This is a genomic window from Treponema sp. J25, assembly GCF_004343725.1.
Lineage (GTDB): Bacteria > Spirochaetota > Spirochaetia > Treponematales > Breznakiellaceae > J25.
In genome coordinates this window covers 97167-122808 of sequence record NZ_PTQW01000005.1, presented here as the reverse complement: position 1 = coordinate 122808, position 25642 = coordinate 97167, and the positions used below count along the sequence as shown (strand labels likewise).

Sequence of the window (25642 nt, the reverse complement as noted above, 5' to 3'; positions counted from 1 at the left end):
AGGAGGGAACCGTCAAGGGTTTTGTTATTGTATCTTTTAGGGTTACATCCCCCATAGTCGATTCTTTGAGAAAACCCATACCACTCACCATTACGCCCTTTGGACCGCTTTTAGAACTACAGAATTTTCAAAGGGCCACCTTGCTCAAAGTGAAATTTTATTCCATTATGAACGCATTCAAAGGGTCCCACAAAAGACCTGGTATCTTCATGTCAGTAAGGAGCAGTCCATGAATCTTATATTTTTAGGTCCCCCGGGGGCAGGAAAAGGAACATTAGCCGCCCGGGCGGTAGAAATTTTGGGGATCCCCCAAATCTCTACAGGAGCGATCTTTCGGGCCGCCATTGCAGCCAAAACACCCCTGGGACTTAAGGTAAAGGCGATTATCGATGAGGGGAAACTCGTAGACGATGAGACAACCGTGGCCCTCGTGCGGGAACGGCTCAGTCAGGAGGATACGAAAAAAGGGTATATCCTCGATGGGTTTCCCCGGACCATTGCCCAGGCAGAGGCCCTTGCCACCTTTTCTAAAATTGATAAGGTCGTCAATTTTGATATTCCCGATGCGGCGGTAATCGAGCGGCTTTCGGGTCGGCGGGTATGTAAAAACTGCGGAGCCAATTACCACGTCCTGTTTCAGAAACCCAAAAAAGAGGGGATCTGCGATAGCTGTGGAGGAGAGCTCTACATTCGTGATGATGATCGGAGCGAGGCCATCCAGAAACGCCTCGAGGTATATCGGGCCCAGACGGCTCCTCTTATCGAGTACTATCGTCAAAAAGGTCTCCTGGTCGATGTGGATGCCCGTCCTGCGGTAGAAGTGGTGGAAGAAAACTTCAAAAAAGCCCTGGGTTTACGGTGAAGCACTACCGTACGTACCGCCTTGGCCGGGATTTCTCTCCCGATGCCCCGGAACTTCGAAAGGAACTAGAAGATAAACCCGCCATAGAGGAGTTCCATTTTCCCTGGGCGGGTTATGATACCCTGCAATATTCCACCTGCGTACGAATAGGATATACGGACCAATTCCTCTACGTTCGGTTTGACGCGTATGCCCCTACTCTTCGAGCCCGGAGAACCGAACCGAAGTCGGATGTTTTTCGGGATGACTGCCTTGAAGTTTTCCTTATGCCACCGGGATGCCGCTACTGGGCCTGGGAAATAAACGCCCTTGGTACGCTACTTGATTACCAGGCCTATACCCAGGAAGGCAAGGAAATCGAATTTGAGTACCCCTGGAAAAGCACCGCCCAATATACCGTCCAGTATTATTCCCAAGAAAAGACGCTGGTCCTGGAACTAGCCCTTCCCTGGCATGATTTTGAGCGTACCGAGCCCCCATTACCAGGAACTCAGTGGCGGATAAGTCTTAATCGAATCATATTGAACGAAGAAGAAAAGCCCTCCTACGGCAGCTGGAGCTCCTTCCCCAAAGAAAAAGTAAGTTTCCATCAACCAGAATATTTTGGGATCCTCGAGTTTGTCTAAGGGTTAAGGGTCGAAGGACGAGGAATCCATCGTTCTTCAGGATGGTCCTGAAAGTACTGCTCCAGGACCTGGGCCTTCTCTCTGAGGCTTGCCGCCCGATTCAAGAGGGTTCGAAGATAGTGGCCCCAGCGTACATTGTCGCAAAAATAGAGAAAAAACTTTTCCGCCCGAGAAGGATGAAACTCTTCCGGCTGGTACTGAGCAAGGAAGTTGAGGAAACGGAGCCCCACCTCGAGGAGATCCACCGGAGAAAAGGGCTCCTGCTTTTCCAGGGCCCTTGCGTGCGCAAAAATCCAGGGCTGTCGGACCGCCGCCCGTCCAACCATAACCCCATCACACAGACCTGACTGGCCCCGTTCCAAAAGATGGAAAGCAGTCTCGATGTCTCCGTTTCCTATGACCGCAATCCGCAGGGACGAATGTACCAGTCCCACATATTCCCAGCGGGAAGAACGCTTAAACTTTTCACTGGCCGTTCGGGGATGAAGGGTAATCATATCGACCCCGACCGCTTCAAGGCCTTTACAAAAACGAAGGAGTTCCTCCGGGTTCAGCTCAAAACCAAGCCGGATCTTTACACTCAGTCGCCGACGCCGCACCTGTTTGCGGACCTGGTCTACCATATTCCATGCCGCTTCCGGATGGGCCATCCACCATACCCCGGCACCTCGCTTCTTGATTTCCGGCGCGGAACAGCCCATGTTGATATCGATCCCCTTACATTCCCGCCCATCGAGCAAGGCCGCGGCCCGGGCCAAGGCCTCGGGATCAGAGCCAACCAATTGGTAGACTATCTTAGAGGGAACGGGCTCCCCATCGATATAGAATTTTTCGTAGGGGCCTCCGGCAAGCAGAGCGGGGGCACTGATCATTTCGGTAAAATACTCATCACACCCACCAAAGCTTTCTATTAGTTCCCGGAGAACCCGATTACTCAAGGATGCCATGGGGGCAAGAAGATAGGGCACTGACATGGGGTTTTATCCTACCATAGGGATCTTTTTATGAAAAGGAGATCCAGAACCATACCCACTGATGCTTGCAATATCCTCTAAGTTACGCTATAAAAGAAGAAGGAGGATACCCCATGATTGCAAAAACCGACATGCCCAGTATCAACGAGAAAAAGCCCGATGGGATAAAACCCGATGGCACTCCCTATCGGGTCCTCATCATCGATGATTCTATGTTCATTGCCAAGCAACTGGGCCAGATCCTGACCTCAGAAGGATTCGAAGTAGTGGCTACCGCTACCGACGGTATGCAGGGGATTGAAAAATACAAAGAACTCTACCCAAATGTGGATCTTGTAACGCTTGATATTACCATGCCCGTCCTCGATGGGGTAACGGCCCTGGAGAAAATACTGGAATTTGACAAAAATGCTACCGTTATAATGGTAAGTGCCCTTGGAAAGGAAGATGTGGTCAAGAAGTCCCTTCTTCTCGGCGCTAAAAGTTACATTGTAAAACCCCTGGACCGAAAAAAGGTTCTAGAGCGGGTTGTAGCGGTTCTTAAAAAATAATACAACGACTCCTCACGGGTGACACAATAGATAAATCAAAGCTGCCGATCTGCGTCGGCGGCGACCCATCCTAACGAACAGAATAAAAGGTATACCCATTCTTCCCTGCCCGTTTTATTCGGTACATCGCTTCGTCGGCATGCCGGATTAGTTCGTCCCCAGAGCCCCCATCGTGGGGATACAGGGCAATTCCAATAGATACCCCCAGCTGACACAGTTGCCCTTCAATGTACAGGGGGTGTTCCAGGGTCTTTATGATTTTCTCCGCCACAAGTCGCGCCCCCTCCTCGTTGTCCATATCCATCAGGAGCACCACAAATTCATCGCCTCCCACACGGGCTATCACATCAGAAGCGCGGAGAGCCCCTTTTATTCTGTGGGCCACTTCTACCAGGGCACGATCCCCTTCCTGATGTCCAAAGGTATCATTGATGGGTTTAAAATTATCCAGATCCATAAACAAGACTGCTAACAGCGTCTTTTGCCGCTTACTCCGCTGAATCGCCCGCTCTAGAAGTTCCGCCAGGAGCAAACGGTTCGGAAGGCCCGTAAGGCCATCATGGTTTGCTAGGCGAGAAACCTTACGGGTAAGTTGTTCAAGGGCTTCTTTTTCTGCCCGTAGGGCTTCATTAAGACGAAGCAATTCCTGGCGATGCTGGGAATTCTGGATCGCTATGGCCACAAAGGTACCGATCGATTCCAGAAGACGCACATCCTCTTCGGAGTAGGCCTTTCTTTTTTGAGAATGGATGCTGAGGGTTCCAATAATTGTCCCCCCCAGCGTCAGGGGAATTCCAATCACCGATCGGGCCGAGACTCCCTCCAGATATCTTAAAGGACTAACTCCCTCGGCTAATGACTTTTCCAGATCATCAATGCGGATACTTTGCTGATGTTGTACCACCCATACCAGCAGATGACAGGAATCGTCTAAAGATAGAGGGGGCAAGGACTGGGGCTCGTTTTTTTCCACACAGAACACAAACTGCAGTTGTTCTTGTGCTTCCTCATACATGGCCAAAGAAAAGCCCTCTATCTCCATCAGGGTCTTAAGATTTTCCTGAACTAAACGGGCTATCTCTTGGATATCCAGGGAAGAAGTAATTGCCTTACCAGCCTCTGCAACAGCCTGAATTTGCCGATTAGAACGCTCCAGGGCATCCTTATGCTCCCGTAATTCTACATTTCGTAAGCGGAATATCTCTGCTTCTCGTTGGGCCTTTTCAAGTTCGAAGAGAATCTCCGCATCTCGACGGCGGCTCACACTTTGCTCAAGAGAAATATGTTCCAGGGTTTCATGGAATCGTTTAAAATCTGAAAGGGCCTCCCGAAAATTCAGGGATGCTTCGTAGGCAAGGGATCGATTTCGATATCCCTCTGCCACATACGGGAAAAGCCCATTCTTTTCTGATTCGGTTACAACATCAGTAAATATCTGAATAGCCCGATCATATTCATTGAGCTCAATATGAATCACTCCTAGCTCAAGCCACAGTTCGATAAGATAGAGACGAAGGGAATAGCGCTGGGCCTCTTCGATAGCCCGCTCTAACATCTCCATGGCCTCTTTTCGGAAGCCCCTTCTCTTTTGAATAATCGCAAGGCCCTTTAAGATCCGTATCTCTACGGTCACATTGTTCAAATGGGTCGCCGCTTCCTGGGCAAGGGCAAAATACTCCGCCCCATTGTCCGTCTCTCCCAGGGCAATAAAGGCCTCTCCCAGGTTGATAAAAAGGAGGGTTTCTAGCTCATAGAAAACCTTGCTCCCCTGCAGGCTGGTAGCCTCTTTTATCTTCTTATCGGCCTGGAGGAAATACTGGAGCGCCTCATGAACCTCTCCTGTTTTAAGCAAAACCTGACCCACCGTATGGAACCCCAGAATTTCTAATTCAGGGCTTTTCATATTTTGAGCAAGCTCAATGGCCAGGGTCGTATTTTCCAGAGATTTTTCTAAGGCCCCTTGTTCAAGAAAAAGGATACCCAAAAACAGAAACACATGCACAAGGCCCCGGGTATGTTGATGGGCCTTAAACAGTTCCAGGGCCTTCATGGCCCATTCCTGGGCTTCCTTTGTTCGAGATAAGAGGAGTACCGAACGGGCCTTACGGATGTAACTCCAGGCAAGCTGGATAGGATCTGTCGAGGGACGCTCTTCAATCAGGGGTTCGCCTTCTCCCGGACTTTCTTCCCACTCCGTCATGGGCAACAAAAAAGAAGGATAAAAATCAGACATGCCAGAAGAAGCATTTTTCATGGGACCACTCATTACCGCCTTAACTATACTACAACCATAAGGATCTTTCAAATCGGATCGGTATCCTTGTAGTACACCCTTATCAAAGGGCGCCCCATTCCTCTTTTTTCACCTTTGGGGAAAACCGGTGGGCCAGCCCATTATAAAAAGGCTTTCTTTTTTCCGAAGCACCCATATTGAGAGAATACAAAAAATCCGTTACCTTGTATCAATGTAAGATTACTACGATTACCCTGAAAGGAGCAGTTTTATGAAAGCCCACCGTATCGCAGACCATGTATACTGTCTGCATGCAGATATCGAAACGGATGACCGATTCGAAGGGATCTGGCCTATTCCCGAAGGGGTTTCCCTGAACACCTACCTGGTAAGGGGAACAAAAACCGCCCTCATCGATCTGGTACGGGACTGGACTAATGCGGCGGATCAGTTGCGAAGGCAACTCGATTCTCTCGGGACATCCTTTGAACAGATTGACTATATCATTTTGAACCACCTTGAGCCGGATCACACGGGGTATCTGGCAGAACTGCGAAACATTAATCCCCGCCTTGAAATTATCTCCACCGCCAAGGGCATCAAATTGGTAGAATCTTTTTACAATATCACAGAGGGGGTACGGGCAGTAAAAGATGGCGACCAGCTTGACCTTGGTAATGGGGTGATACTCCGGTTTTTCGAGACCCCTAATATCCATTGGCCCGAAACGATGATGACCTGGGAAGAGACCTCGGGGACCCTCTTCTCGTGCGACGCCTTTGGGTCCTTTGGGAAACTGGGAGACCGGGTATTTGATGATCAATTTACCCCGGAGGAACACCGGTTTTATGAAGAAGAAAGTCTCCGGTACTACGCCAACATTGTGGCCTCCTTTTCCACCTTTGTAGAACGGGGCATTCAAAAACTTTCCGGTCTTCCCATTCGTTGTGTGGCCCCAAGCCATGGGATTGTGTGGCGAACGCGGCCGGCCGAAATCATCGAACGGTACCTTCGGTACGCATCTTATAGCAAAGGGCCCGCAGAAAAGGAAGTTTGTGTCATCTGGGGTTCCATGTATGATAACACCCGGCTGGGGCTTGAGGCGGTTCTGCGGGGTATCGAAAGCGAAGGGGTTCCCTACCGGATACATCGGGTACCCAACGAAGATGTTTCGTATGTGCTGGCCGACGCATACCGGGCAGAGGGAATTCTCCTTGCCATGCCTACTTATGAATATGCCATGTTTCCACCCATGGCGTATGTGCTCGATATTTTTCGCCGAAAACACATCTATCACAAAAAGGTGGTCCGCATCGGTTCCTGGGGATGGGTCGGAGGAGCACAAAAGGAATATGAAGCAGCCATCGAACCCCTCAAATGGGAAAGCCTGGCTTCCGTTGAATGGGCGGGAATCCCCAAGGAAGGGGACATCAAGCGCCTCGAAGAAGCGGGGAAACTCCTTGCCCAAAAGATAAAAGGGGTTTAAGAAAAAATCAGGAGCCATGGAAAAAACTAACGTGATACGGATCCTCGAAGGCCACAAGATTGCCCACCGGGTTCTGTCGTATCCGGTGGACGAATCGGATCTTTCCGCGGTCCATGCGGCCGAGATCTTACAAATACCCCCAGAACAGGTATTCAAAACCATCGTGTTAGTAGGGGACCGTAGCGGACCCCTCGTATGTGTGGTTCCCGGCCCCTACGAAGTAGACTTGAAAAAGGCCGCCCGGGCGTCGGGCAACAAGGCAATAGATCCCCTTCCCCTCCGGGAACTGGAAGGCCTTACCGGCTACATTCGGGGGGGCTGTTCTCCCATCGGGATGAAAAAACTGTTTCCCACCTACATCGAAGAGCTCGCCCTGTTGTTTGATGCTATCACCGTAAGCGCGGGTAAGCGGGGACTCCAGGTCCAACTGGCGGCCCAGGATCTGGCCCGGCTTATCGGAGCCCACTTTGCCTCGCTGGTATAACTCCCCGTCTGCTTTTCTGCGAAGCGTACCGCCGCAGATTTTTTCTTCTAGGAAGAAGGTATCATCGCCATCACAGCCAGAAGATCGCCATCATTTTTCACCCCTTCACTCTCAATTTCAAGAAAAGAAAATTGATTTTTCCAATAAAAACCAAAATAGAAATATCAATTTTTAGCTTTTTCTGTAAAATTTATTCTGAATTTTTGACATCTCCCTTGATTTTTCAAGAATAAAAGCGTATCCTCATACTACAGATTATCCTGGGGCAACAAACCCTTACGTAAGGATCTCCCTTGGCAAGGGATTGTTCAGCCCCGGCATACTTGGGAGGATACCCCCATGAAGAAAAAGCGATTACAGGCACGGCTTGTCCTGGAGGATGGGTCAGAATATATCGGCTGGTCCTTTGGCAAGGCCCGGTCCCAGGCAGGAGAGGTGGTTTTTACCACCGGTATGACTGGCTACCCCCAATCCCTTACGGACCCCAGTTTCCGGGGGCAAATTCTTGTTGCCACCTATCCCCTCATAGGTAACTATGGGGTTCCCCTGCAACCCAAAACAGGGAAACCCTACTTCGATCGGTTTGGCATTCCGGTTCATTTTGAATCAGATCGCATCCAGGTCGCCGGGTTTGTGGTGGCCGAACTCTGCGAAGAACCAAGCCATTTTGCCAGTACCAGCACCCTCAGCGCCTGGCTCGAACAAAACAATGTCCCGGGAATCTACGGTATCGACACCCGGGCCCTTACGGAACGACTTCGGGAACAGGGGGTCATGCGGGGGAAAATCCTGGTGGAAGGGTGCCGGGAAGTTACCTTTGAATCGGGGGATATCGCCCATCCTGTGGCAGAGGTCTCTCCCCGGGAGGTGCAGGTCTATCCTCCCATTATCTCAGGAACAAAGCGGGCGCCCCGGATTGTTCTTGTGGACTGTGGGGCAAAGGCAAACATCCTTCGCTGCCTTATAGCCCGAAATGTGGAGCTTATCCGGGTGCCATGGAATTACGATATTTCTCAACTCGAGTACGATGGGATTTTCCTTTCCAACGGTCCGGGGGATCCCAAAGCCTGTGGAAAGACCATTGCCACGCTCCGCAAAGCCCTTACCGATTCCAAGCCCATCTTCGGTATTTGCCTGGGGAACCAGCTCATGGCCCTGGCCGCAGGGGCCGATACCTACAAGCTTCCCTACGGCCACCGGGGCCAAAACCAGCCCTGTACCGAAGTGGGCACCCAGCGCTGCTATATCACAAGCCAGAACCATGGGTACGCCGTCCGGGAAGATACCCTTCCCCGGGGCTGGGAAAGCTGGTTTGTCAATACCAACGACGGAACCGTAGAAGGAATTAAAAGCACCACCGGCCCCTTCCGGGCGGTTCAGTTCCATCCAGAGGGATGTCCCGGCCCCCGGGATACGGAGTTTCTTATCGACGAATTTCTTGCCACCGTCCGACACCACGCGGGGCTTCCCGAAGAACCCCGACGGGTTCTTCCGGCGGGGGAAACACCGGTAAGCATGCTCCGACACGAAGAAGACAGTAAGGAGGGCGTCGCATGAAACGGGTACCCGTACAAAAGGTTCTGGTGTTAGGCTCGGGGGCCCTTAAAATCGGGCAGGCCGGGGAATTCGATTACTCCGGATCCCAGGCTCTGAAGGCCCTGAAAGAAGAAGGAATCACCACCGTCCTCATCAATCCGAATATCGCCACCATTCAAACCAGCGAAGGCATGGCGGATAGAACCTACTTTCTGCCGGTCACACCGGAGTATGTCCGCCAGGTAATAGAAAAGGAACGGCCCGATGGGATTCTCCTTTCCTTCGGCGGACAAACGGCATTAAATTGTGGCGTCGCCCTGGAAAAAGAGGGAATCCTGTACAAGTATGGGGTTCAGGTACTCGGTACGCCGGTTCGGGCCATCGAAGACACGGAAGATCGGGAACTCTTTGTGCAACGGCTCAACGAAATTGGGGCCAAGACGCCCCGGAGCATCGCCACCACCAGCACCGACGAAGCCCGAGAGGCGGCCCAGAAAATCGGCTACCCCGTGATGATCCGGGTGGCCTATGCCTTAGGGGGCTCCGGTTCGGGGATCTGCAAAAACGAGGAAGAACTGGTCCGTCGCTGCGACCGGGCCTTTGCCCACTCTCCCCAGGTACTGGTAGAAGAATGGCTGGGGGGCTGGAAAGAGATTGAGTATGAGGTGGTCCGGGATCAATTTGATAACTGCATCACCGTGTGTAACATGGAAAACTTCGATCCCCTGGGGATTCACACCGGCGAAAGCATTGTCGTAGCGCCCTCTCAGACCCTTACTGATTCGGAATACCACAAGTTGCGCCGCATCGCCATCGATGTCATCCGACACCTGGGGATAGTTGGAGAATGCAATATCCAGTACGCCCTGGATCCTCACTCGGAGGACTACCGGATCATCGAAGTAAACGCCCGACTTTCCCGAAGTTCAGCCCTCGCATCTAAGGCTACGGGCTATCCCCTTGCGTTCGTGGCTGCCAAACTCGCCCTGGGGTATTCCTTAACAGAAATAGAAAACCGCATTACCCGGGTTACAAAGAGCTGTTTTGAGCCTGCTCTGGATTATTGTGTCGTTAAGGTTCCCCGGTGGGATCTTACCAAATTCAAAAATGTGGACCAGCGGATTGGTTCGGAGATGAAGTCAGTGGGCGAAGTGATGTCCATTGCCCGCACCTTTGAGGAGGCAATCCAAAAGGCCCTGCGGATGCTGGGCATTGGGGCCCCCGGCCTTGCGGCGGACGAGGCCCTTCTAGGCAGCGGCTTTACTAACCTTAAGGAAGCCCTGGCAAAACCCACGGATCGGCGGATCTTTGCCATTTATAAAGCCCTGGACGAAGGATGGTCGGTGGAACGGATCTATCGGCTTACCAAAATAGACCGCTGGTTTTTATACAGCCTTCAGCGGGTGCTGGGGGTAGAACGAAGGTTACGGGACCATAAAGGCAAACTCCCGGACCGGGAACTCCTTGCCCAGGCAAAGCGGATGGGCTTTTCCGATGCTCGGATTGGTGCGATTCTAGGCTTTTCTGAAGATCGGATCCGCAGCCTCCGGGAAGAATATCGAATTCGACCGGCCATCAAACAAATCGATACCCTCGCAGCCGAATATCCAGCTAAGACCAATTACTTGTACATGACCTACGGGGCGGCAACCGGCGCGTCCAGCGGGGCCGCCACCATCGACGATGTGGTGCCCGCTAATCGGGGGGTCATGGTCCTCGGTTCGGGGGCCTACCGGATCGGTAGTAGCGTCGAATTTGACTGGTGCTGCGTCAATGCCATTCAGACGGCCCGAAAAGCGGGGCGATACACCATCATGGTGAACTGTAACCCCGAAACGGTTTCCACCGACTACGATGTGTGTGATCGGCTTTATTTTGAAGAGCTTACCCTTGAACGGGTCCTGGACATTTATGAGCGAGAACGGCCCGATGGGGTAATCCTTTCCATGGGGGGCCAGATCCCCAACAACCTGGCCATGAAACTTTTCAAAGCGGGGGTGGTAATATACGGCACCCATCCCACCGCAATCGACACCGCCGAGGATCGCCACAAGTTTTCGGCCCTGCTGGACAAGCTCGGGATTGACCAGCCCGCATGGAAGGAGCTCAGCAGCATAGAGGCGGCCCGAAATTTTGCCCACGAGGTGGGGTACCCCGTGCTTATCCGACCAAGTTACGTCCTTTCGGGGGCCGCCATGAATGTGGCCTGGGACGATGAAAGCCTGGAACGGTTTCTTGCTCTGGCGGCAGACGTGTCTCCCGAACACCCGGTGGTTATCTCCAAATTCATCGAAAACTCTAAGGAAATTGAAATCGATGCGGTGGCCAAACGGGGAGAAATCCTCTATGATGCCATTACGGAACACATCGAGAATGCGGGGGTCCATTCGGGGGATGCCACGGTGGTGCTCCCTGCCCAGCGGCTCTACATCGAAACGGTCCGGAAGATCCGAAAAATCACCGCCCAGATTGCCCGGGCCCTGGACATTACCGGACCCTTTAACATTCAGTTCCTTGCCCAGCGGAACCACGTCCGGGTCATCGAATGCAACCTCCGGGCAAGCCGGAGTTTCCCCTTCTGTTCCAAGGTGAGTCGGGTCAACATGATAGACCTGGCCACCCGGGCCATGCTGGACGAACCGGTCCAACACCCCGGCACTTCCGCCCTGGACCTAGAGTGGGTGGGCGTAAAGGCGGCTCAGTTCAGTTTTTCCCGCCTCCATGGGGCAGATCCCATTCTGGGGGTAGAAATGGCTTCCACCGGCGAGGTGGGCTGTATTGGCAGTGAGTTAGACGATGCCTTTATGAAGGCCCTGCTTTCGGTGGGTTACCGGGTTCCCAAAAAGAACATCCTCCTTTCTACCGGGCCCCTGGAAGATAAGGTGGACTTCCTCGATTCGGCGCAAAAACTCGTTGCCATGGGTTATACTCTCTATGCATCCCGGGGAACCGCAAAATTCCTGGAAAGCCGGGGGGTGCCCGTAAAAGCCCTGAACTGGCCCCTGGAATCAAAGGAACCCAACATTGCGGGCATGCTCAAACGGCGAGAAATCGACCTGGTTATCAATATTCCTAAAAACAATCGCCAGACGGAACTCAAGAATGACTACCTGATTCGACGTATGGCCATTGATTTTGATATTCCCCTCTTTACCAACATCAAGGTGGCCCGGCAATTTATCGAAGCCCTGGAATACAAAAACAAACGGGGCCTTGAGATAAAGGCCTGGGAAGACTATCAGTAATTTTTACAACGAAACAGAACCCTCCGGCAGGAAGCGGTCCCCTCTTGAGGGACCAGCTTCCACCGAAAAGAGGATTTTCCGGTGGTTTTCCAGCGTCCTGCCCACAAGAACCCTCGCCGGTGGGCTTTTACCCGCGGAGCCCTTTTTACCCCTTTTTACCAATCCTTTTTGAGGCTCTCTCTGTCGGGCTCTTAGGGGTTCGATTCTCTCTTAAAGCGATTTTGATATTCAGGAATTTCTATCATCGGGGGCCGTTCGGTGGCAGGAATTTCATGTCGCTGAATTCGGTGCTGGTCCCCTTCTACCTGGAGGGTAAGATGATAGGGATGGAGGTCCCTGAGGATCTGAGCTTCCCCATAGCGCTGGGCCCGATTAAAAAAGGTCCTGAGAATCCCGTAGGCCATTTTCCCCAGGGCTTCGGTACTTTGATTCCGATGCACCCGAATATCCAGGTCTACCTGGGCGAAGATGCCCATCCCATACTCATGGTACAGATCGAGGAGGTGCCCCAGTTCTACCCCATACCCGACCGAAAAGGACAGGCGCTCAAGGATAGTGCGGCGCCCCGCATATTCCCCTGAGAGGGGCTGAATAAAATAGGCCAATTCGGGGTAATAGAGAGAAAAGAGGGGGCGCACCAAAATTTCGGTGACCCGACCACCCCCAGAGGGCATGATTCCCTTGGCAGATTGCATGGGCCGTTCATAAAAGGCCTTTACATACCCAATGGAATCATATTCCAGAAGGGGCCCCACCAGGGCATAGACGAATTTGGGAGAAATATTAGAAATATCCGCATCAACCCAGACAATAATGTCTCCTTTAAGGACATAGAGACTTTTCCAGAGATTTTCACCCTTCCCTTTATATGAACCATAAGAAGTAAGAATCGTTTTTGATTCATATACCCGGGCCCCAAAGCGCTGAGCAATTTCCCGGGTCTTATCCTGCGAAGAAGAATCGATCACCACAATCTCATCGAGCAGAGGATAGCGATCCATAAGTTCTGTTTTTATGACCAGGATTTCCTTCCCAATAGTGGCTTCTTCATTTAACGTAGGAAAAGCAAGAGAAATAGAAAGCCCCTTTTTCTGTTTTAATGTCACAAGATGGGCTACATCCTGAAAGCGAGAATGGTGCCAGGTACGCTCTAAAAGATTCCCTTGGAGTTCCATTATCCCTCCTTATCCAGCGAAGAGAGAAGAGCAAAAAGGAGTTCCCGTCCTTTTTCTAACGAGGCAATATCAATTTCATCCTGGGTAAGCCCCTCTTTCCCCTGCGCCACCCCCAGGGTAGCCGCAGGAACACCATGGACCGTAAAAAAGGCCGACATATCTGGAGAGGATGTTTCCTGGACCTTGATATGATGATCCCGACAGAGGGAAGTAATTTTTTTTGTTACCGGTTCCATCAATCGGTCCTGCCCCACCGGAATAGATCCCCGATTATGGATTGTTGCTCCCACACCAAGGGCGGTTGCCGTCGTCTGGGCGGTGGCACTAGCAACCTGGACCGCCATTTTGAGTAGGTCCTCTGCGGCAGATTCAAGCTCTATCTCGAGAACTCCCTCGGTAGCTTCTTTTCCAAAACCAGAACCTGCTTCAATCCGTCGGATCCAACAGCGGGTAGATCCAGAGGTATCCCAGGAAAGGCCCGCTAACTTTTGGGCAATCTCCACGGTGGCCTTCACCGCATCGGAGCTTTTTGCGCCACCACTTCCTGCCGGTCCCCCACCGATGGTTCCGCTTCCTGCAGGTCCGCCAGCGAGAGTTCCGGGGGCCCCGCCCACAATCACCTCTAATCGGTGAGTTCCCAGGGTCTTTGTGGTAACCCTGCCCAAAAGAAACCCCTGCACTATAAGAGCCACCTGAGGGCGTAACAGACGGTCCCGGGCTAGACGAGAAAAAAGAGCCTCATCAAGGGCCTCCGAGTGTTGGGCCGCAAACAGGAGCACCACATCAGTATGCAACGGCAGGGCCCCCGTCTCCCGGGCCTCCGCTAGAGAAATAAGGAGCGCCGGGCCCAGGGCATCCGACAGGCCCGAACCATAGGCTTTTTCAGTGGTTACTCGACCGAGACTATAGGTTTGATGCCAATGGGCAGTTCCCACATTGGTATACAGAAGCAAGGGATCCCCTTCCCTTTGCCGTTCCCCCGCCAGACGGGCCCATAAAAAGCCCCCTTCATCAAGCAAGCTTTGTACACCCAGGGCATCAAGCCGTTCTTTTATAAAACGGATCCGTTCTGTTTCACCCTCTGTAGGAGAGGGTAACTCCGCAAGCCGTAGGGCATCCGCCATAATTCGATCTACCAGGGGACTCGGGGTTTTTCTCAGTGAGCCAAGGATAGTTTTGACCCCCTGCTGTACCCCCGAGAGAATAGAAGAAAACCATTTCTTTAACCCATTAAACAACCGATATCTCTCCTTTCGTGTTGTGTATTCCTATCCCGCCCTATTTTTGGGGGAAACCAATTCCTGAAGAATCAAAATTCGCAGGGAGAAAACCTGTGAAGCACCGAGGGCCTTTACCAAACCTCCCTGAAAAAAGAGATTTTCCCTCTCGTTTTATAACAGCATTAGTATACTGGATATTTGTCATATTTCAAAGAAAAAGGAATAAAAAAACTTTAAAATTCGCCATTTTCGTCATATAATGATCCCCATCATCGCAAAAGTAATCGCAAGAGGAAGGCTATGGCAATTACAGCACGACAAATAGGGCGGATGTTTTCACCCCTCCAGGTTGGTTTTATCGCCGACTGTATTGAACCATTGAGCGCGGGTTCCGAAGCGGGGTGGGCCCTGGAGATGATTCAGGATCGACCAGAGCTTAAGGTGATTCCGGTAGAACGGGATGGAGCCGTGTTAGGAGTAGTTCCGCGCCACGTCCTTGAGGAACTCGTAGAATCGGCATGGAAACGGTTCTGGCAAAAAGACCTTGATGCCTACATGATACCGGCCCGTAAAACAGTAGAGGCCACTGATTACGTGGATCGTATTGTCGCCGAGGCCTTAAAAGAACAACAGAATGAACAGACCAGTTGGTTTATCGTCCAGCATCACCGCAGTTATTTGGGCATCGTAAGCCTTCAGGATATGCTGGTATATCTGAATGAACTGCGGGCCCAGGATCTGCGGCGGGCGGGAGAAATCCAGCGGTACCTGCTTTCTCGAAGTCTTCCCGAAGATCCCCGCGTAAGGATTACTTTTTTTAATCGCATGGCCCACGAGGTGGGAGGCGACTTTTACCGGGCCTACCGGTTCGATGGGGACCAGTATCTGGTAGGGTGTTTTGATGTGGCAGGGAAAAACCTTTCTGGATCCTTAACCACCACTGCCCTGGGGGCCTTCTTTTCTGCCCTGGCCCTATTCCATCATTCAGGGACCCCTGTAGAGACTACCAAGCTCCTCAACGGCATGATCCGGGATCTAAATCCCGAGGATGTCTTTGTGGCGGCGGTTCTGTTTTACCTCAATTTTAAGGAAAAAACCATTGAACTTCACAATTGCGGTTTTTCACCGGTGGTTATTTTTATGCCCCAGGAACAGGAAAAGAAATTAGCCTGCAAAATGGCCAAGCCCACCATGCCTCCTTTAGGGATTGCTCCGGAGATCGACATCGATGCTCCTATCCTGCTTCCTATGTTGAAGGGGATGCGGCTTGTGGCCTTTTCGGATGGACTCACCGACATGACCGACCCCTTTGGAGAACGCTATGGCGACGATAAGGCCCTGGAATTAGTCCGGGACATCCACCGGCTTTCGCCTGCAGCTCTCCAGGACCGACTCAACGAAACCATTACCTCCTGGATTGGCGAATCCCACCTGGCCGATGATATCACCCTGGTAGACATTCGCATTATGGAACCGTAACCCAGAGAAAGCCAGCCCCTCCTTTTCTCCTGTATGAATCCCCCTCTAATCAGGGAATAAGTAAGAGGGCTGCGAGAGCGCCTATGGCCACACTGAAGGCCCCCACAAGGCCTTCAAAGCTCTGGGGACGGTTTCGGATAAGCTGCAGGAGTTGCCCTCCCCTTCTGGTGCGGGATAGTCCAAACAGGAGGGCCCCCGCAACTATCGTAATAAAAGCAGAACCAGAGGGCTGCGGGATGGTTATGCCCTTTTCATGGGCCGCGGGGGTAGGAGATAAAAGGGATGTAACCAATGAAATCCAGGGGTGGGCAAAAACACCGCTCGCGATACAAAGGAGTCCATATAGAGTTATTGAAAATAGTGTCCCCCGGGGTAAGCGTTGTTTCCCGTTCCCCTGGGAAGCATCAGCATCCTGGGAAACTTCACCAGAAGCCGATTTACCCCCCGAAATCGATGCCCCCCCTGAGGAAGAGGGGAAAACAGGTTCCAGAGAAGATAAAGCTGGAAAAGGTTTTTTAAGAAAAGAGGGGAAAAAAGACTTTCCAGAAAAGGGATGCCAGAACAATTGGGAGAGACGAAGCATGGCCGCCATCGTTCCCCAGGAACTTATAAAAAGAATCGTATATTGCCACCCCCCTTTGTAGAGCTCCGCAACCGCCCCCTTACTTACCCATCCTCCAAGGGGTGGAAGGGCCGCGAGGGAAAGGACCCCCACAAGGAAAGCCCCAAACAAAAACCAACCCTGGCTAAGCCCCCCACGGGCCTTATCCACATTCCGTTCTCCAAGCCTGTCTGAGACGGTTCCTACGGTAAGGAAGAGGATACCCTTTGCCATGGCATGGGAAAAGGCATGGAGATAGGCCACTACAAACCCAAGGGGGGAAGCGAGGGACCAGGCAGCGACGATATACCCAATGTGGCTGATAGAGGAATAGGCTAATATAAGCTTCGCATCCCGCTGACAAAGGGAAAGCACCGTGGCCACCAGGGAAGTAAAGGTTCCAGCGGTACCGAGAATCTGGGTAAGCCGCTGCACATCAGGGGCAAGGAATGGCACATCCTGTTGCAGGGTGAACAAAAAGCGCCCCAACGCAAAAAGGGGCACCTTAATGAGTACCCCCGAGAGAACTGCCGAAACCCCATGGGGAGCCGAGGCATGGGCCTCAGGCAGCCACCCATAGACCGGCAGAACGGCAATCCGCACCGCCGTAGCCCCTACAATACAGATCACCGAAAGTCGCACCATCCACACCGATTCGGCGCTTATTCCCCCCGCAAGGACCTGACTTATCCCGCTATAGGAAAGACGACCCGTTACTTTATAGAGCCCAAAGACCCCCAGAAGAAAGAACAACATGCTGGCAGAACTTACCATCATGTAACTAAAGCTTGCTAAAAAGGCCCTTCCTTTCCCTGCCAGGGCTACCAGCACGTACGAAGCAATGCCGAGAATCTCAAAACAGACAAACAGGTTGAAAAGGTCCGCCGAGGCCGCCGTTGCTATAAGGCCAAAGGTTTGGAGACACAAAAGGGCAGTAAAAACCGGCCCCTTTAATGCCGTAGAACGGGTATAGAGCCAGGAAAGAAAGGAACCTATGAGCCCCAGAAGACTTAAAAGCCAAAAAAGACCATCAAAGGAAAGCTGAATCCCTAAGAGGTCTGGTTGCTGTCCCACAAAGGGATACCAGGGTTTTTCTTTTATTACCACATAGAGGGGACCAAGAAGTACCAGGGGGAGAACAATGCCCCCTATTCCTGCAAGAAAATCTAATCCATCGCGAACTCTGCTATTCCCCAGGGTTTTTGCAAAAAGAGCGATGCTCAACCCTCCGAGGGGCAACATAAGGAGAGCAATATTCCAATCAATGGGATGCATCCCGTATCCTTTCATAGATGATATCGATATTGAGGGTACCGTACTCCCGATAGAGACGATACACCAGGACCAGGGCAAAGGCGGTGACACAGAGCCCCACAACTACGGCGGTGAGCATGAGGGCCTGGGGAAGGGGATCCACCATCTCCTGTAAGAGAAGTATTTCCTGTGGATCGAGTACCAGGGGAGCCCGCTTCCCAATTCGATCCCCTGCTACCATAAAAAGCAAAATAACCGCCGAATTCATAACAGAAAGGGCAAAGACCTTTTTTATCAGGTTCTTACAAAAGATAAGGCCCCCAAACCCTGCTAAAAAAAACATCCCTAAAAGAAGTTGCTCAAGTATCACGTACCGTCCCCCGGAGCATCAGTATCATCAGGATCGCAAGACCAGCTCCTACCTTTATACCGATGGCTATATTAAAAAGAACGATGTAGGTAACGGGCATCGACATTTCTGCCCCTACAAAGGGGTTGGAAAAAAATCCCTGACCCCGCAGGAGGCCACTTCCTATAAGAAGAAGAATAGCCACAAGGGCTCCCACTTCTATCCTTTGAATGGGAACCGTATTTTGAAAGAGCACCCCTATCTCCTGTGAAAGTCGGCGCCCCATGAGTAAAAAGGTAATACCTGAAGCCACCACCACGCCGCCCTGGAAACCGCCTCCCGGCGATTGATGCCCAAAAAACATAACGTACCACCCAAAAAGAAGTACTACGGGGCTCAATTTCCCTACCGTAAGAGAAAGAACCTCTGTCCGCTGGACCCTTTTATACTGTTTACGGATATTTTCCCCCGGGACGGACAAAGAAAAAGAATCATGAGCGGTCCCCGGGAAATGTTCTTTCTTTTTTCCATGATCAGTCATAAGGTATACCGACCCGACAAGAGCTGCCAGTAATACCATGGTCTCTCCCAGGGTATCGTATAAGCGATAGCCTAAGTAAATAGAAGCCACCACATTGGTAGCCCCCGTCTCAGGGACCGCGGACTGAGCAAGAAAATCCCGGGCACTACCAGGCCACTCCGCCGAAAAAAGCACGATGGGGAATACCACCACCCCTATCATCACGAGGGAAGCCACACCGATGATATATCGCTTCATGTCTCCTCCCTTCGCTGGGTTTTTCGAATCACCCATACAAATATCACCGTCGAAACTCCCGCCCCAACGGCGGCTTCTGTAATTGCCACATCAGGGGCATGAAGGATATACAGAAGCAGGGCCGTAAGGACACTTACCACCGAAAGGGCAATAGTCCCATACAGAAGATCTTTGCATATCAGCGCATATATCGAAAGCCCCAGAATCGCAACAAGGAGTATAACCGTCATCGGCCTATTTTCCCTTCTGATTTCCAGGCATAGCGGCCAATAATATGGGTGGTGGTAGGAGAAGAAACCAGAAAAAATAAAAGGATAATGAGTACCCGTAACCTGCTTTGCCAGTCCTCCGCTAGTAACAGGGCCAAAAGGAAATAGGTAAAGGGCGCTGTGGTAGACCCGAGAGACGAAACCTGGAGCCGAACGTAGGGATCTTTAAAGCGATGGAGCCCCAGGGCACCAAGCAGGGTAAACACTCCGCCAACTACCGTTAATAGAATCACCCCTATGGTCCATAGTATTTCAACCATGATATCGACCTCATTAGAAATAGAAGGTTCCCGGACAAAGGAGCAATCGGTTCCATTTCATGGTCCACTCCTGTTTATTCCTTTTGCTTTTCCCCTATTATGCGGGAAATAGCAAGGATGCCCAGAAATCCAAAAATATCGTATACCAGGGCCACATCCAGATAGAGGACCCGCCCATCATATACACCAAACAACACCAGAAGGGCCAGAACAAATGAAGAAATCACCGAAAGAGCCGCAAGACGGTCAGAGCCCCGGGGGCCTCGCAGGACACGAACTATCGCTATAAGGATCCCCACGGCGAGACATCCCTCAGAAATAAGGAGCACCATTTCTTTCATACCCATACCCTTCGCAGAAGACCTTCCATCTTTCCTTTAATCTGATCCCCCGCTTCCTTCGAGTGACGGCTGGTAGCAAAGAGCCAATGGACAACATAATGGTCCTCATCCAGCTCTAGAACCATGGTACCCGGAGTAAAGGTAATCGAGTGGGCAAGCACCACCCGGGCAAGATCGGAGCGTAACTTCGACCGAAAATAAACGATCCGGGGTTGTACCTTCCCCGTTATCACCGCCCGGGCCACAGCGAAACTTGCCGTATATAACCACCACACCATACAAAAAAGATACCCTAAGAGAGGTATCCCCCGGGGAACCACGCTGTGTTTACCCGCTTCCCAGTCTTCAATAAACACCCGATAGGTAAACAGGGCTACCACACTGGAACCGGCAAAACCCACTATCATATGGTAGGGCTCAAGGGATGCGGAAAACAAAAGCCAGAGAGAAAACAAAAAGATAGTCGTTATCGTCACACGAATGATGTTCCATCGGAGGCGAACCAATTTGTTCATCGTTACTCCCGGGAAACAATAAGCTTCCAAAGGGATTCCCTGTCGGAGGCTTCTCGAAGGGCCGTGCGAAATTGTTCATTGTGGAGAATTCGAGCAAGTTTAGACAGAAGCTGTAAATGATAGGCCGTATTATCCCGGGGACCGGCAATACAAAAAAGCAGATCCACCGGTTTCTCATCGGGAGCCCCGTACTCTATGGGGTTCTTTAGGCGAATAACTACCATCATGGTTTGAGAAAGGCCATCACACAGACCATGGGGGACGGCAATTCCCTCTCCAATACCGGTAGAAGTGAGTTTTTCCCGATCCAGCATCGTAGCAACCACGCGCTGGGGATCTGGAATATGATGATTTCTTGCCATTACCTCTACTGAATAGGAAATGGCCTCTTCTTTATTGTTACACACAAAATCAACTTCCACATCTTCTGGTGAAAACACCTGTTTTAGTTCTACCATATGTCTCTCCCTCCTGGATTATTACACTCCGCCGCTGCACCCTCCTTGCCGGTATTATACCTCATTATGAAGGTTGCTCCCCCGAAGGAGGAATCGTCGGGGAAAGCCCCGTAGCCCAATCGACGGGCACCGTAAACATGATACCCCTGCCCCTTTCCGAAAGGGAACCTACCACATGTTCTACTAAAGGAACAAGCCGTTCGATACACGACTCATCCCGAACTACCGAAAGGATCGTTTTATTGTAGGGTTTATTTCCCTTCATAAATTCACGGAAGTCCGCAAAAAGGGGAACCTCATAGGTAAGAAACCGTCCCATTCCCTCTGAATCAAGGATTGTGGCCCCCTCAATACCCGCCTCTACGTAGGCCTCAAGGACTTCTTCAAGGAATTCTTCATTATTGAGGACAAAAACTAAGAGTTTCATATGCCCAGTTTCCTCCGCATGGTTAGACTTGTCAAGCTTTTTTTGGTATATTAGGCGTACTATGAGTGGCCAGGAGTCGTGGGGTAAGATCCGCTCCGGCCGGTAAAAGGCACGTTGTATACCAAGGAGTTTTTATATGGTAGAGGTTCTTAAAAAAAATCCTAAATGGAAAGGTCGGAAAGGTCCCGTGGTGCTGGTCATCATGGATGGCGTTGGTTACGGAAAATACAAAGAGGGAGACGCGGTAGCGGATTCCAAAATGTATAACCTACAGGCCCTTAAGGAGCGCTGTCCCCACACCCGTCTTAAGGCCCATGGGACTGCCGTAGGACTTCCCAGTGACGAGGACATGGGAAACAGTGAGGTGGGTCACAATGCTATCGGCTGTGGTCGGGTGTTTTCCCAGGGGGCGGCCCTTGTCTCCAAATCGATCGAATCGGGGGCCATGTTTCAGGGGAAGGCCTGGAAAGAAATTATCGAAAACGTAAAGGGTCACCACAGTACCCTGCACTTCATCGGTCTTTTCTCTGATGGAAATGTCCATAGCCACTTGGATCACCTTAAGGCCATGATTCGCCAAGCTAAAACCGAAGGGGTCCAGCGGGTTCGTATCCACGTTCTGTTTGATGGGCGGGACGTGGGAGAAACCAGCGCCCTTGAATATGTGGATCCCTTCGAGGAATTCCTTGCAAACCTGCGGGATACCAATTTCGATGCCCGCATTGCTTCCGGCGGAGGCCGCATGTGGATCACCATGGACCGTTACGGGGCCGACTGGTCCATGGTAGAACGGGGATGGAAAACCCACGTATTGGGACAGGCCCGCCAGTTTAAGAGCGCCCGAGAAGCGGTTGAAACCTATCGCAAAGAAATCCCCGGTATCATCGATCAGGATCTTAAAGAATTTGTGATCGCCGAAAACGGTAAGCCCATCGGAACCATCGAAGATGGCGACTCGGTTATCTTTTTCAACTTCCGCGGGGACCGGGCTCTGGAAATGACCGCGGCCTTTGAGCAAAAGGACTTTGATAAATTCGATAGAATCCGCTGGCCCCAGGTTTGTTATGCGGGGATGATGGAATACGATGGGGACCTCCACGTGCCTGCACGGTACCTGGTAAGCCCCCCTGCCATCGATAGAACCATGGGTGAATTCCTTGCGGCCACGGGCGTTAAGACGCTGGCTATTTCGGAAACCCAAAAGTACGGCCACGTGACCTACTTCTTCAATGGAAACCGGACAGGGAAATTCAGCGAAGAACTGGAGGATTACGTGGAAATCCCCAGCGACGTGGTCCCCTTTGAACAGCGTCCCTGGATGAAGTGCGCCGAAATTACCGACAAGGTTATTGAAGCGATTGAGTCAGGCAAGTACCAGTTCATCCGGCTTAACTATCCTAATGGAGACATGGTGGGTCACACCGGTATCTACCAGGCAGTGGTCTGTGCCATGGAAGCCATGGACATTCAACTGGGCAGGCTCACAAAGGCCGTAGAAAAGGCGGGGGGTATCATGGTGGTTTCCGCCGACCATGGGAACTCGGACGACATGTTTGAACACGACAAGAAAACCGGGGCCGTTATTTATAAGAGTGATGGCACACCGAAGGCAAAAACAAGCCATAGCCTCAACCCCGTGCCCTGCATCGTATTCGATCCCGCCTATCAGGGTGAATATGAATATATCCCCGGCAAGGAAAGCCTGAAAGCCGGCCTCGGGATCAGTTCCCTGGCAGCAACTTGTATCGAACTGTTGGGATATCTTCCGCCGGAGGACTACGATCCTTCGGTGCTTACGTGGAAATAGGAGTTTTTCAAACATAGAGAAGTTTCACCGGGCCCGTTTCCCGCCGGGCCCTTCGAAGTTACGGAACGGGAAAAAGAAGGGGAGCCGCGGGGCCCTTGAAATCACCGGACACAGAAAACTGAGGCCCCCGCCCCGGGGCCCCACCAGATCCTTAGTGAGGGGTTTTCACCGTCTTTCCCCCTCGTAAAATACCGCTTCTTTCTTCCCGTTCTTAGAACTCTTCAAAATCGCTATCCTCTAGCTTTTCTCCTTTTCGAGCAGGACTGGATGGTTCACCTTTGAGCTCTCTTTTGGTTTCGTTTCGCAGGGATTCAGCCGTTCCTGCTTTTAACCGCCCTTTCACAGGAGACAAAGAACTAAGGCGAACATCTTTTTTATGCGATTCCTCAACCTTTGGGGGTTCTCCTTTATCGGGATGATGCTCAGGCATGGGTATTTTTTTCATCTGTGGCCCGAGCCCTTGCCCTACCACCTTTTTTGGCTCCCTTTCTGGACTCCGCACAAAATCGGCTTTCTTTTCCGTTTTTTCTAAGGCCTGAGCTTCCTCAGCAATTTTAAAGTAGCTTACCGCATCTTTGAGGGTTGTTGCCTGAGCAGAAAGCTCCTCAGCCATGGATGCTAGCTCTTCGCTGGAACTTGCATTCTGCTGGACCACCGTATCAAGTTGGGTAATCGCCTTTACAATCTGATCAATTCCAATATGCTGTTCCCGGGTGGCCGCGTTCATCTCCTGGACAAGTTCGGCGGTCTTTTGGATATCCGGCAAGAAGGCCGCTATCTTTCGGCCCGCTTCTTCCACGGTTTCCACACTCTGGGTAGAAATCTTAAGGATCTCCGTGGCAGCCCCCTGACTCCGTTCGGCCAATTTACGGACCTCACTGGCCACCACCGCAAACCCCTTACCGGCCTCCCCTGCGCGGGCAGCTTCTATAGCCGCATTAAGCGCAAGGAGGTTCGTCTGGCGGGCAATTTCTTCTATTACTCCAATTTTAGAGGCGATAGTTTTCATGGCTTCCACCGACTTAAAGACAACTTCCGCCCCGGCCTTCGCATCTTCTATGGCTTTATTTGCATAAACTTCGGTAGCAGCGGCATTTTCCGCGGTTTGCCGAATAGTACCACTCATTTCTTCTACCATTGAAGAAACTTCTTCCGCATTTGCAGCTTGTTCAGTAGCTCCCTGGCTCAGCATTTGGCTCGTAGAGCTAATGGCCCCTGCCCCCCGGTCCAATTCAAAGGCTGAACTTTGAATCGTTTGCACCGTTTCAGAAAGGCTATGCAGGAGCATATTCGTAGCTCGCAGAGAATCTCCTACTTCGTCTTTTAAAGAAAGGTACTTTTTGAATTGGCCCTGAAGAGTTGAGTCGATAGAGAGTTCTCCCCGAGAAATAGATAGAACCACTGTAGACTGAAGTGTAATGGGTTTGATAATCGCATTAATAGAAAAAATCACGATCCCAATTAAAATCGCAAGGATACCAAAAGAAAGGAAAATGATATTCCGAGCTAGATTTTGCCCAAAGGCATACACCTGCTGGGCAGGTATCATCATCACCATATACCACCCCTGCGAATAAGGGATAGGTTCAAATACCATAAATTCCTCTTGCCCCTTTTCGTTCCAATACCGTTGGTATCCCCGACCACCTTTTTTCATTACTTCCAGGGCACCTTCCAAATTCCGATACCCAAGTTTTTGAGGTTCCTGCAAATTCGCCTTGAGGACCAACTCTTTATTTGGATGGGCAATAACATTTAACTTGCTATCCACAATTGCCGCATAGGCTTCTCCAAAACGAATCTGGGCAACTATATCCGAAAGGGTCGTGAGTGCCACTGCCGCTCCTGTAAGCCCAAGAAGTTTACCCGTACTATCTTTTTGAGAAACCACGATAAATGTTTCATTCTTCCCTGTGGCAAGAGAAACAAGACCTTCCGATACTACATATTCAGCTCCAGCCATTATTTTTTTAAAATATTCTCGACCTGAAAGATCTCCACTTACTCCTCCAGAAGTAAAAAATTTACCAGTTGTACTCCCATAATATTCAAAGGAGACATCTTGAGGAAGGTTCGGGTTCCGGGAAAGGATATATTTTTTTATCCGATCCAGATCGCCACTTACCATTTCGGCGTTTCCCGCGGTTCGACGTACATTTTGAAGGTGTCCATACAGCCATCGGCCTATTTCTGCGGCCCGGGCCTGAGTAACCAGGGAAGAAAGTTCAAGGATGTTCTTATAAGAGTTATTGGAGACCATAAAAGTCACCTGAGCTACCAGGAGGATCATCCCAAGAGCGGTAGGGACTACGAGCCACAGAAGCATTTTAGGTTTTAGTTTCATACCAAGGGCCTCCTTATTTCGCAGGGGCTATATATAACTAAACTATAGAAGAAGGGAGCAGTAAAATCAAATGGTATGCTTTCATTGACACGACAGGCCTTTTTATGGTATGCTCTCCCCCGTTCACCCTGATATGTTGCCGAAACGGCACCGCAGCGGGGTGTGATAGCTCTCATTCGTCGGGCAATAGCGCAGGTGGTTAGCGTACAAGTCTGGGGGACTTGGGGTCGGCGGTTCAAGTCCGCCTTGCCCGACGAAGGGGAGCTTTTTTATTGAGCACCCCCTGTCGGCCGGCAAAAGAGGAACACCTTTTTTCGCACTTTTCTAAGAGAAATCGTATAGAAGATCGAAGGGGCCCGCCTATTACT

General features: G+C 51.2%; 23 protein-coding genes and 1 tRNA gene. 10 read left to right on the top strand and 14 right to left on the bottom strand.

Going from position 1 to position 25642, the window contains the following annotated elements; all coding sequences use genetic code 11:
• Positions 1–229: 229 nt before the first annotated feature.
• Both C5O22_RS01555 and C5O22_RS01550 read left to right on the top strand, forming a co-directional pair.
• Positions 230–862, top strand: a complete 633-nt coding sequence (locus C5O22_RS01555) for an adenylate kinase (protein ID WP_132779437.1) — start codon at positions 230–232, stop codon at positions 860–862.
• Positions 859–1488, top strand: coding sequence for a carbohydrate-binding family 9-like protein (locus tag C5O22_RS01550; protein ID WP_132779436.1), 630 nt, complete (start codon positions 859–861; stop codon positions 1486–1488). Before C5O22_RS01555 ends, C5O22_RS01550 begins: the two co-directional genes overlap by 4 nt.
• On the opposite strand, the gene C5O22_RS01545 is transcribed toward C5O22_RS01550, so the two are convergent.
• Positions 1485–2462, bottom strand: coding sequence for a tRNA dihydrouridine synthase (locus C5O22_RS01545; RefSeq protein ID WP_132779435.1), 978 nt, complete (start codon positions 2460–2462; stop codon positions 1485–1487). The genes C5O22_RS01550 and C5O22_RS01545 overlap by 4 nt on opposite strands.
• Before the next feature lie 113 nt (positions 2463–2575).
• On the opposite strand from C5O22_RS01545, the gene C5O22_RS01540 reads away from it, so the two are divergent.
• Positions 2576–3013, top strand: coding sequence for a response regulator (locus C5O22_RS01540; protein WP_132779434.1), 438 nt, complete (start codon positions 2576–2578; stop codon positions 3011–3013).
• A 70-nt stretch (positions 3014–3083) separates the two neighbouring features.
• Here C5O22_RS01540 and C5O22_RS01535 read toward each other — a convergent pair whose 3' ends face one another.
• A complete protein-coding gene (locus C5O22_RS01535; protein WP_132779433.1) occupies positions 3084–5318 on the bottom strand; it encodes a diguanylate cyclase domain-containing protein in 2235 nt (744 codons plus the stop codon).
• 199 nt (positions 5319–5517) lie between these two features.
• Here C5O22_RS01535 and C5O22_RS01530 point away from each other — a divergent pair, with 199 nt between their 5' ends.
• From C5O22_RS01530 to carB, 4 genes are all read left to right on the top strand, one after another.
• Positions 5518–6732 carry an FprA family A-type flavoprotein gene (locus C5O22_RS01530; RefSeq protein WP_132779432.1) on the top strand — a complete coding sequence of 405 codons (1215 nt, stop codon included), beginning with the start codon at positions 5518–5520 and terminating at the stop codon, positions 6730–6732.
• Positions 6733–6748: 16 nt separating this feature from the next.
• A complete protein-coding gene (ybaK, locus tag C5O22_RS01525; RefSeq protein ID WP_132779431.1) occupies positions 6749–7216 on the top strand; it encodes a Cys-tRNA(Pro) deacylase in 468 nt (155 codons plus the stop codon).
• Between the two features lie 339 nt (positions 7217–7555).
• On the top strand, positions 7556–8773 hold the full coding sequence (gene carA, locus C5O22_RS01520; protein ID WP_132779430.1) for a glutamine-hydrolyzing carbamoyl-phosphate synthase small subunit: 1218 nt from the start codon (positions 7556–7558) through the stop codon (positions 8771–8773).
• Complete coding sequence (carB, locus tag C5O22_RS01515) at positions 8770–11997, top strand: carbamoyl-phosphate synthase (glutamine-hydrolyzing) large subunit (protein ID WP_132779429.1); 3228 nt, start codon at positions 8770–8772, stop codon at positions 11995–11997. Before carA ends, carB begins: the two co-directional genes overlap by 4 nt.
• 191 nt (positions 11998–12188) lie before the next feature.
• Here the strand turns inward: carB and C5O22_RS01510 are convergent, their stop codons facing one another.
• Positions 12189–13172, bottom strand: coding sequence for a glucosyl-3-phosphoglycerate synthase (locus tag C5O22_RS01510; protein ID WP_132779428.1), 984 nt, complete (start codon positions 13170–13172; stop codon positions 12189–12191).
• Positions 13172–14410: a zinc-binding metallopeptidase family protein gene (locus tag C5O22_RS01505; protein ID WP_132779427.1), complete on the bottom strand. Its 1239-nt coding sequence runs from the start codon at positions 14408–14410 to the stop codon at positions 13172–13174. Before C5O22_RS01505 ends, C5O22_RS01510 begins: the two co-directional genes overlap by 1 nt.
• Positions 14411–14692: 282 nt before the next feature.
• Between C5O22_RS01505 and C5O22_RS01500 the strand changes: the two genes are divergently transcribed.
• Complete coding sequence (locus C5O22_RS01500; RefSeq protein ID WP_132779426.1) at positions 14693–15871, top strand: PP2C family protein-serine/threonine phosphatase; 1179 nt, start codon at positions 14693–14695, stop codon at positions 15869–15871.
• A 49-nt stretch (positions 15872–15920) separates the two neighbouring features.
• On the opposite strand, the gene C5O22_RS01495 is transcribed toward C5O22_RS01500, so the two are convergent.
• From C5O22_RS01495 to C5O22_RS01455, 9 genes are all read right to left on the bottom strand, one after another.
• Positions 15921–17762 (bottom strand): complex I subunit 5 family protein, encoded by a 1842-nt coding sequence (locus tag C5O22_RS01495; RefSeq protein ID WP_132779425.1) that lies wholly within the window; start codon positions 17760–17762, stop codon positions 15921–15923.
• The gene (locus C5O22_RS01490) at positions 17734–18096 is read right to left on the bottom strand and encodes a sodium:proton antiporter (RefSeq protein ID WP_347812554.1); all 363 of its coding nucleotides are present in this window, start codon (positions 18094–18096) and stop codon (positions 17734–17736) included. The genes C5O22_RS01495 and C5O22_RS01490 overlap by 29 nt, the downstream gene beginning before the upstream one ends.
• A complete protein-coding gene (gene mbhE, locus C5O22_RS01485) occupies positions 18086–18853 on the bottom strand; it encodes a hydrogen gas-evolving membrane-bound hydrogenase subunit E (RefSeq protein WP_165910358.1) in 768 nt (255 codons plus the stop codon). Before mbhE ends, C5O22_RS01490 begins: the two co-directional genes overlap by 11 nt.
• Positions 18850–19083 (bottom strand): hydrogenase subunit MbhD domain-containing protein, encoded by a 234-nt coding sequence (locus C5O22_RS01480; protein WP_132779423.1) that lies wholly within the window; start codon positions 19081–19083, stop codon positions 18850–18852. The genes mbhE and C5O22_RS01480 overlap by 4 nt, the downstream gene beginning before the upstream one ends.
• Positions 19080–19382 (bottom strand): cation:proton antiporter, encoded by a 303-nt coding sequence (locus tag C5O22_RS01475; protein WP_132779422.1) that lies wholly within the window; start codon positions 19380–19382, stop codon positions 19080–19082. Before C5O22_RS01475 ends, C5O22_RS01480 begins: the two co-directional genes overlap by 4 nt.
• A gap of 74 nt (positions 19383–19456) precedes the next feature.
• A complete protein-coding gene (locus tag C5O22_RS01470; protein WP_132779421.1) occupies positions 19457–19723 on the bottom strand; it encodes an MrpF/PhaF family protein in 267 nt (88 codons plus the stop codon).
• Entirely contained in the window at positions 19720–20238 is a 519-nt protein-coding gene (locus tag C5O22_RS01465; protein ID WP_132779420.1) for a Na+/H+ antiporter subunit E, read from the bottom strand. Before C5O22_RS01465 ends, C5O22_RS01470 begins: the two co-directional genes overlap by 4 nt.
• 2 nt (positions 20239–20240) lie before the next feature.
• Entirely contained in the window at positions 20241–20696 is a 456-nt protein-coding gene (locus tag C5O22_RS01460) for a PTS sugar transporter subunit IIA (RefSeq protein WP_132779419.1), read from the bottom strand.
• Between the two features lie 64 nt (positions 20697–20760).
• On the bottom strand, positions 20761–21123 hold the full coding sequence (locus C5O22_RS01455; RefSeq protein WP_132779418.1) for a P-II family nitrogen regulator: 363 nt from the start codon (positions 21121–21123) through the stop codon (positions 20761–20763).
• Between the two features lie 136 nt (positions 21124–21259).
• On the opposite strand from C5O22_RS01455, the gene gpmI reads away from it, so the two are divergent.
• Positions 21260–22930 (top strand): 2,3-bisphosphoglycerate-independent phosphoglycerate mutase, encoded by a 1671-nt coding sequence (gene gpmI / locus C5O22_RS01450; RefSeq protein ID WP_132779417.1) that lies wholly within the window; start codon positions 21260–21262, stop codon positions 22928–22930.
• 211 nt (positions 22931–23141) lie between these two features.
• Here gpmI and C5O22_RS01445 read toward each other — a convergent pair whose 3' ends face one another.
• The gene (locus tag C5O22_RS01445; RefSeq protein WP_132779416.1) at positions 23142–25274 is read right to left on the bottom strand and encodes a methyl-accepting chemotaxis protein; all 2133 of its coding nucleotides are present in this window, start codon (positions 25272–25274) and stop codon (positions 23142–23144) included.
• Between the two features lie 180 nt (positions 25275–25454).
• Here C5O22_RS01445 and C5O22_RS01440 point away from each other — a divergent pair.
• Positions 25455–25528, top strand: a tRNA-Pro gene (locus C5O22_RS01440).
• Positions 25529–25642: the final 114 nt, after the last annotated feature.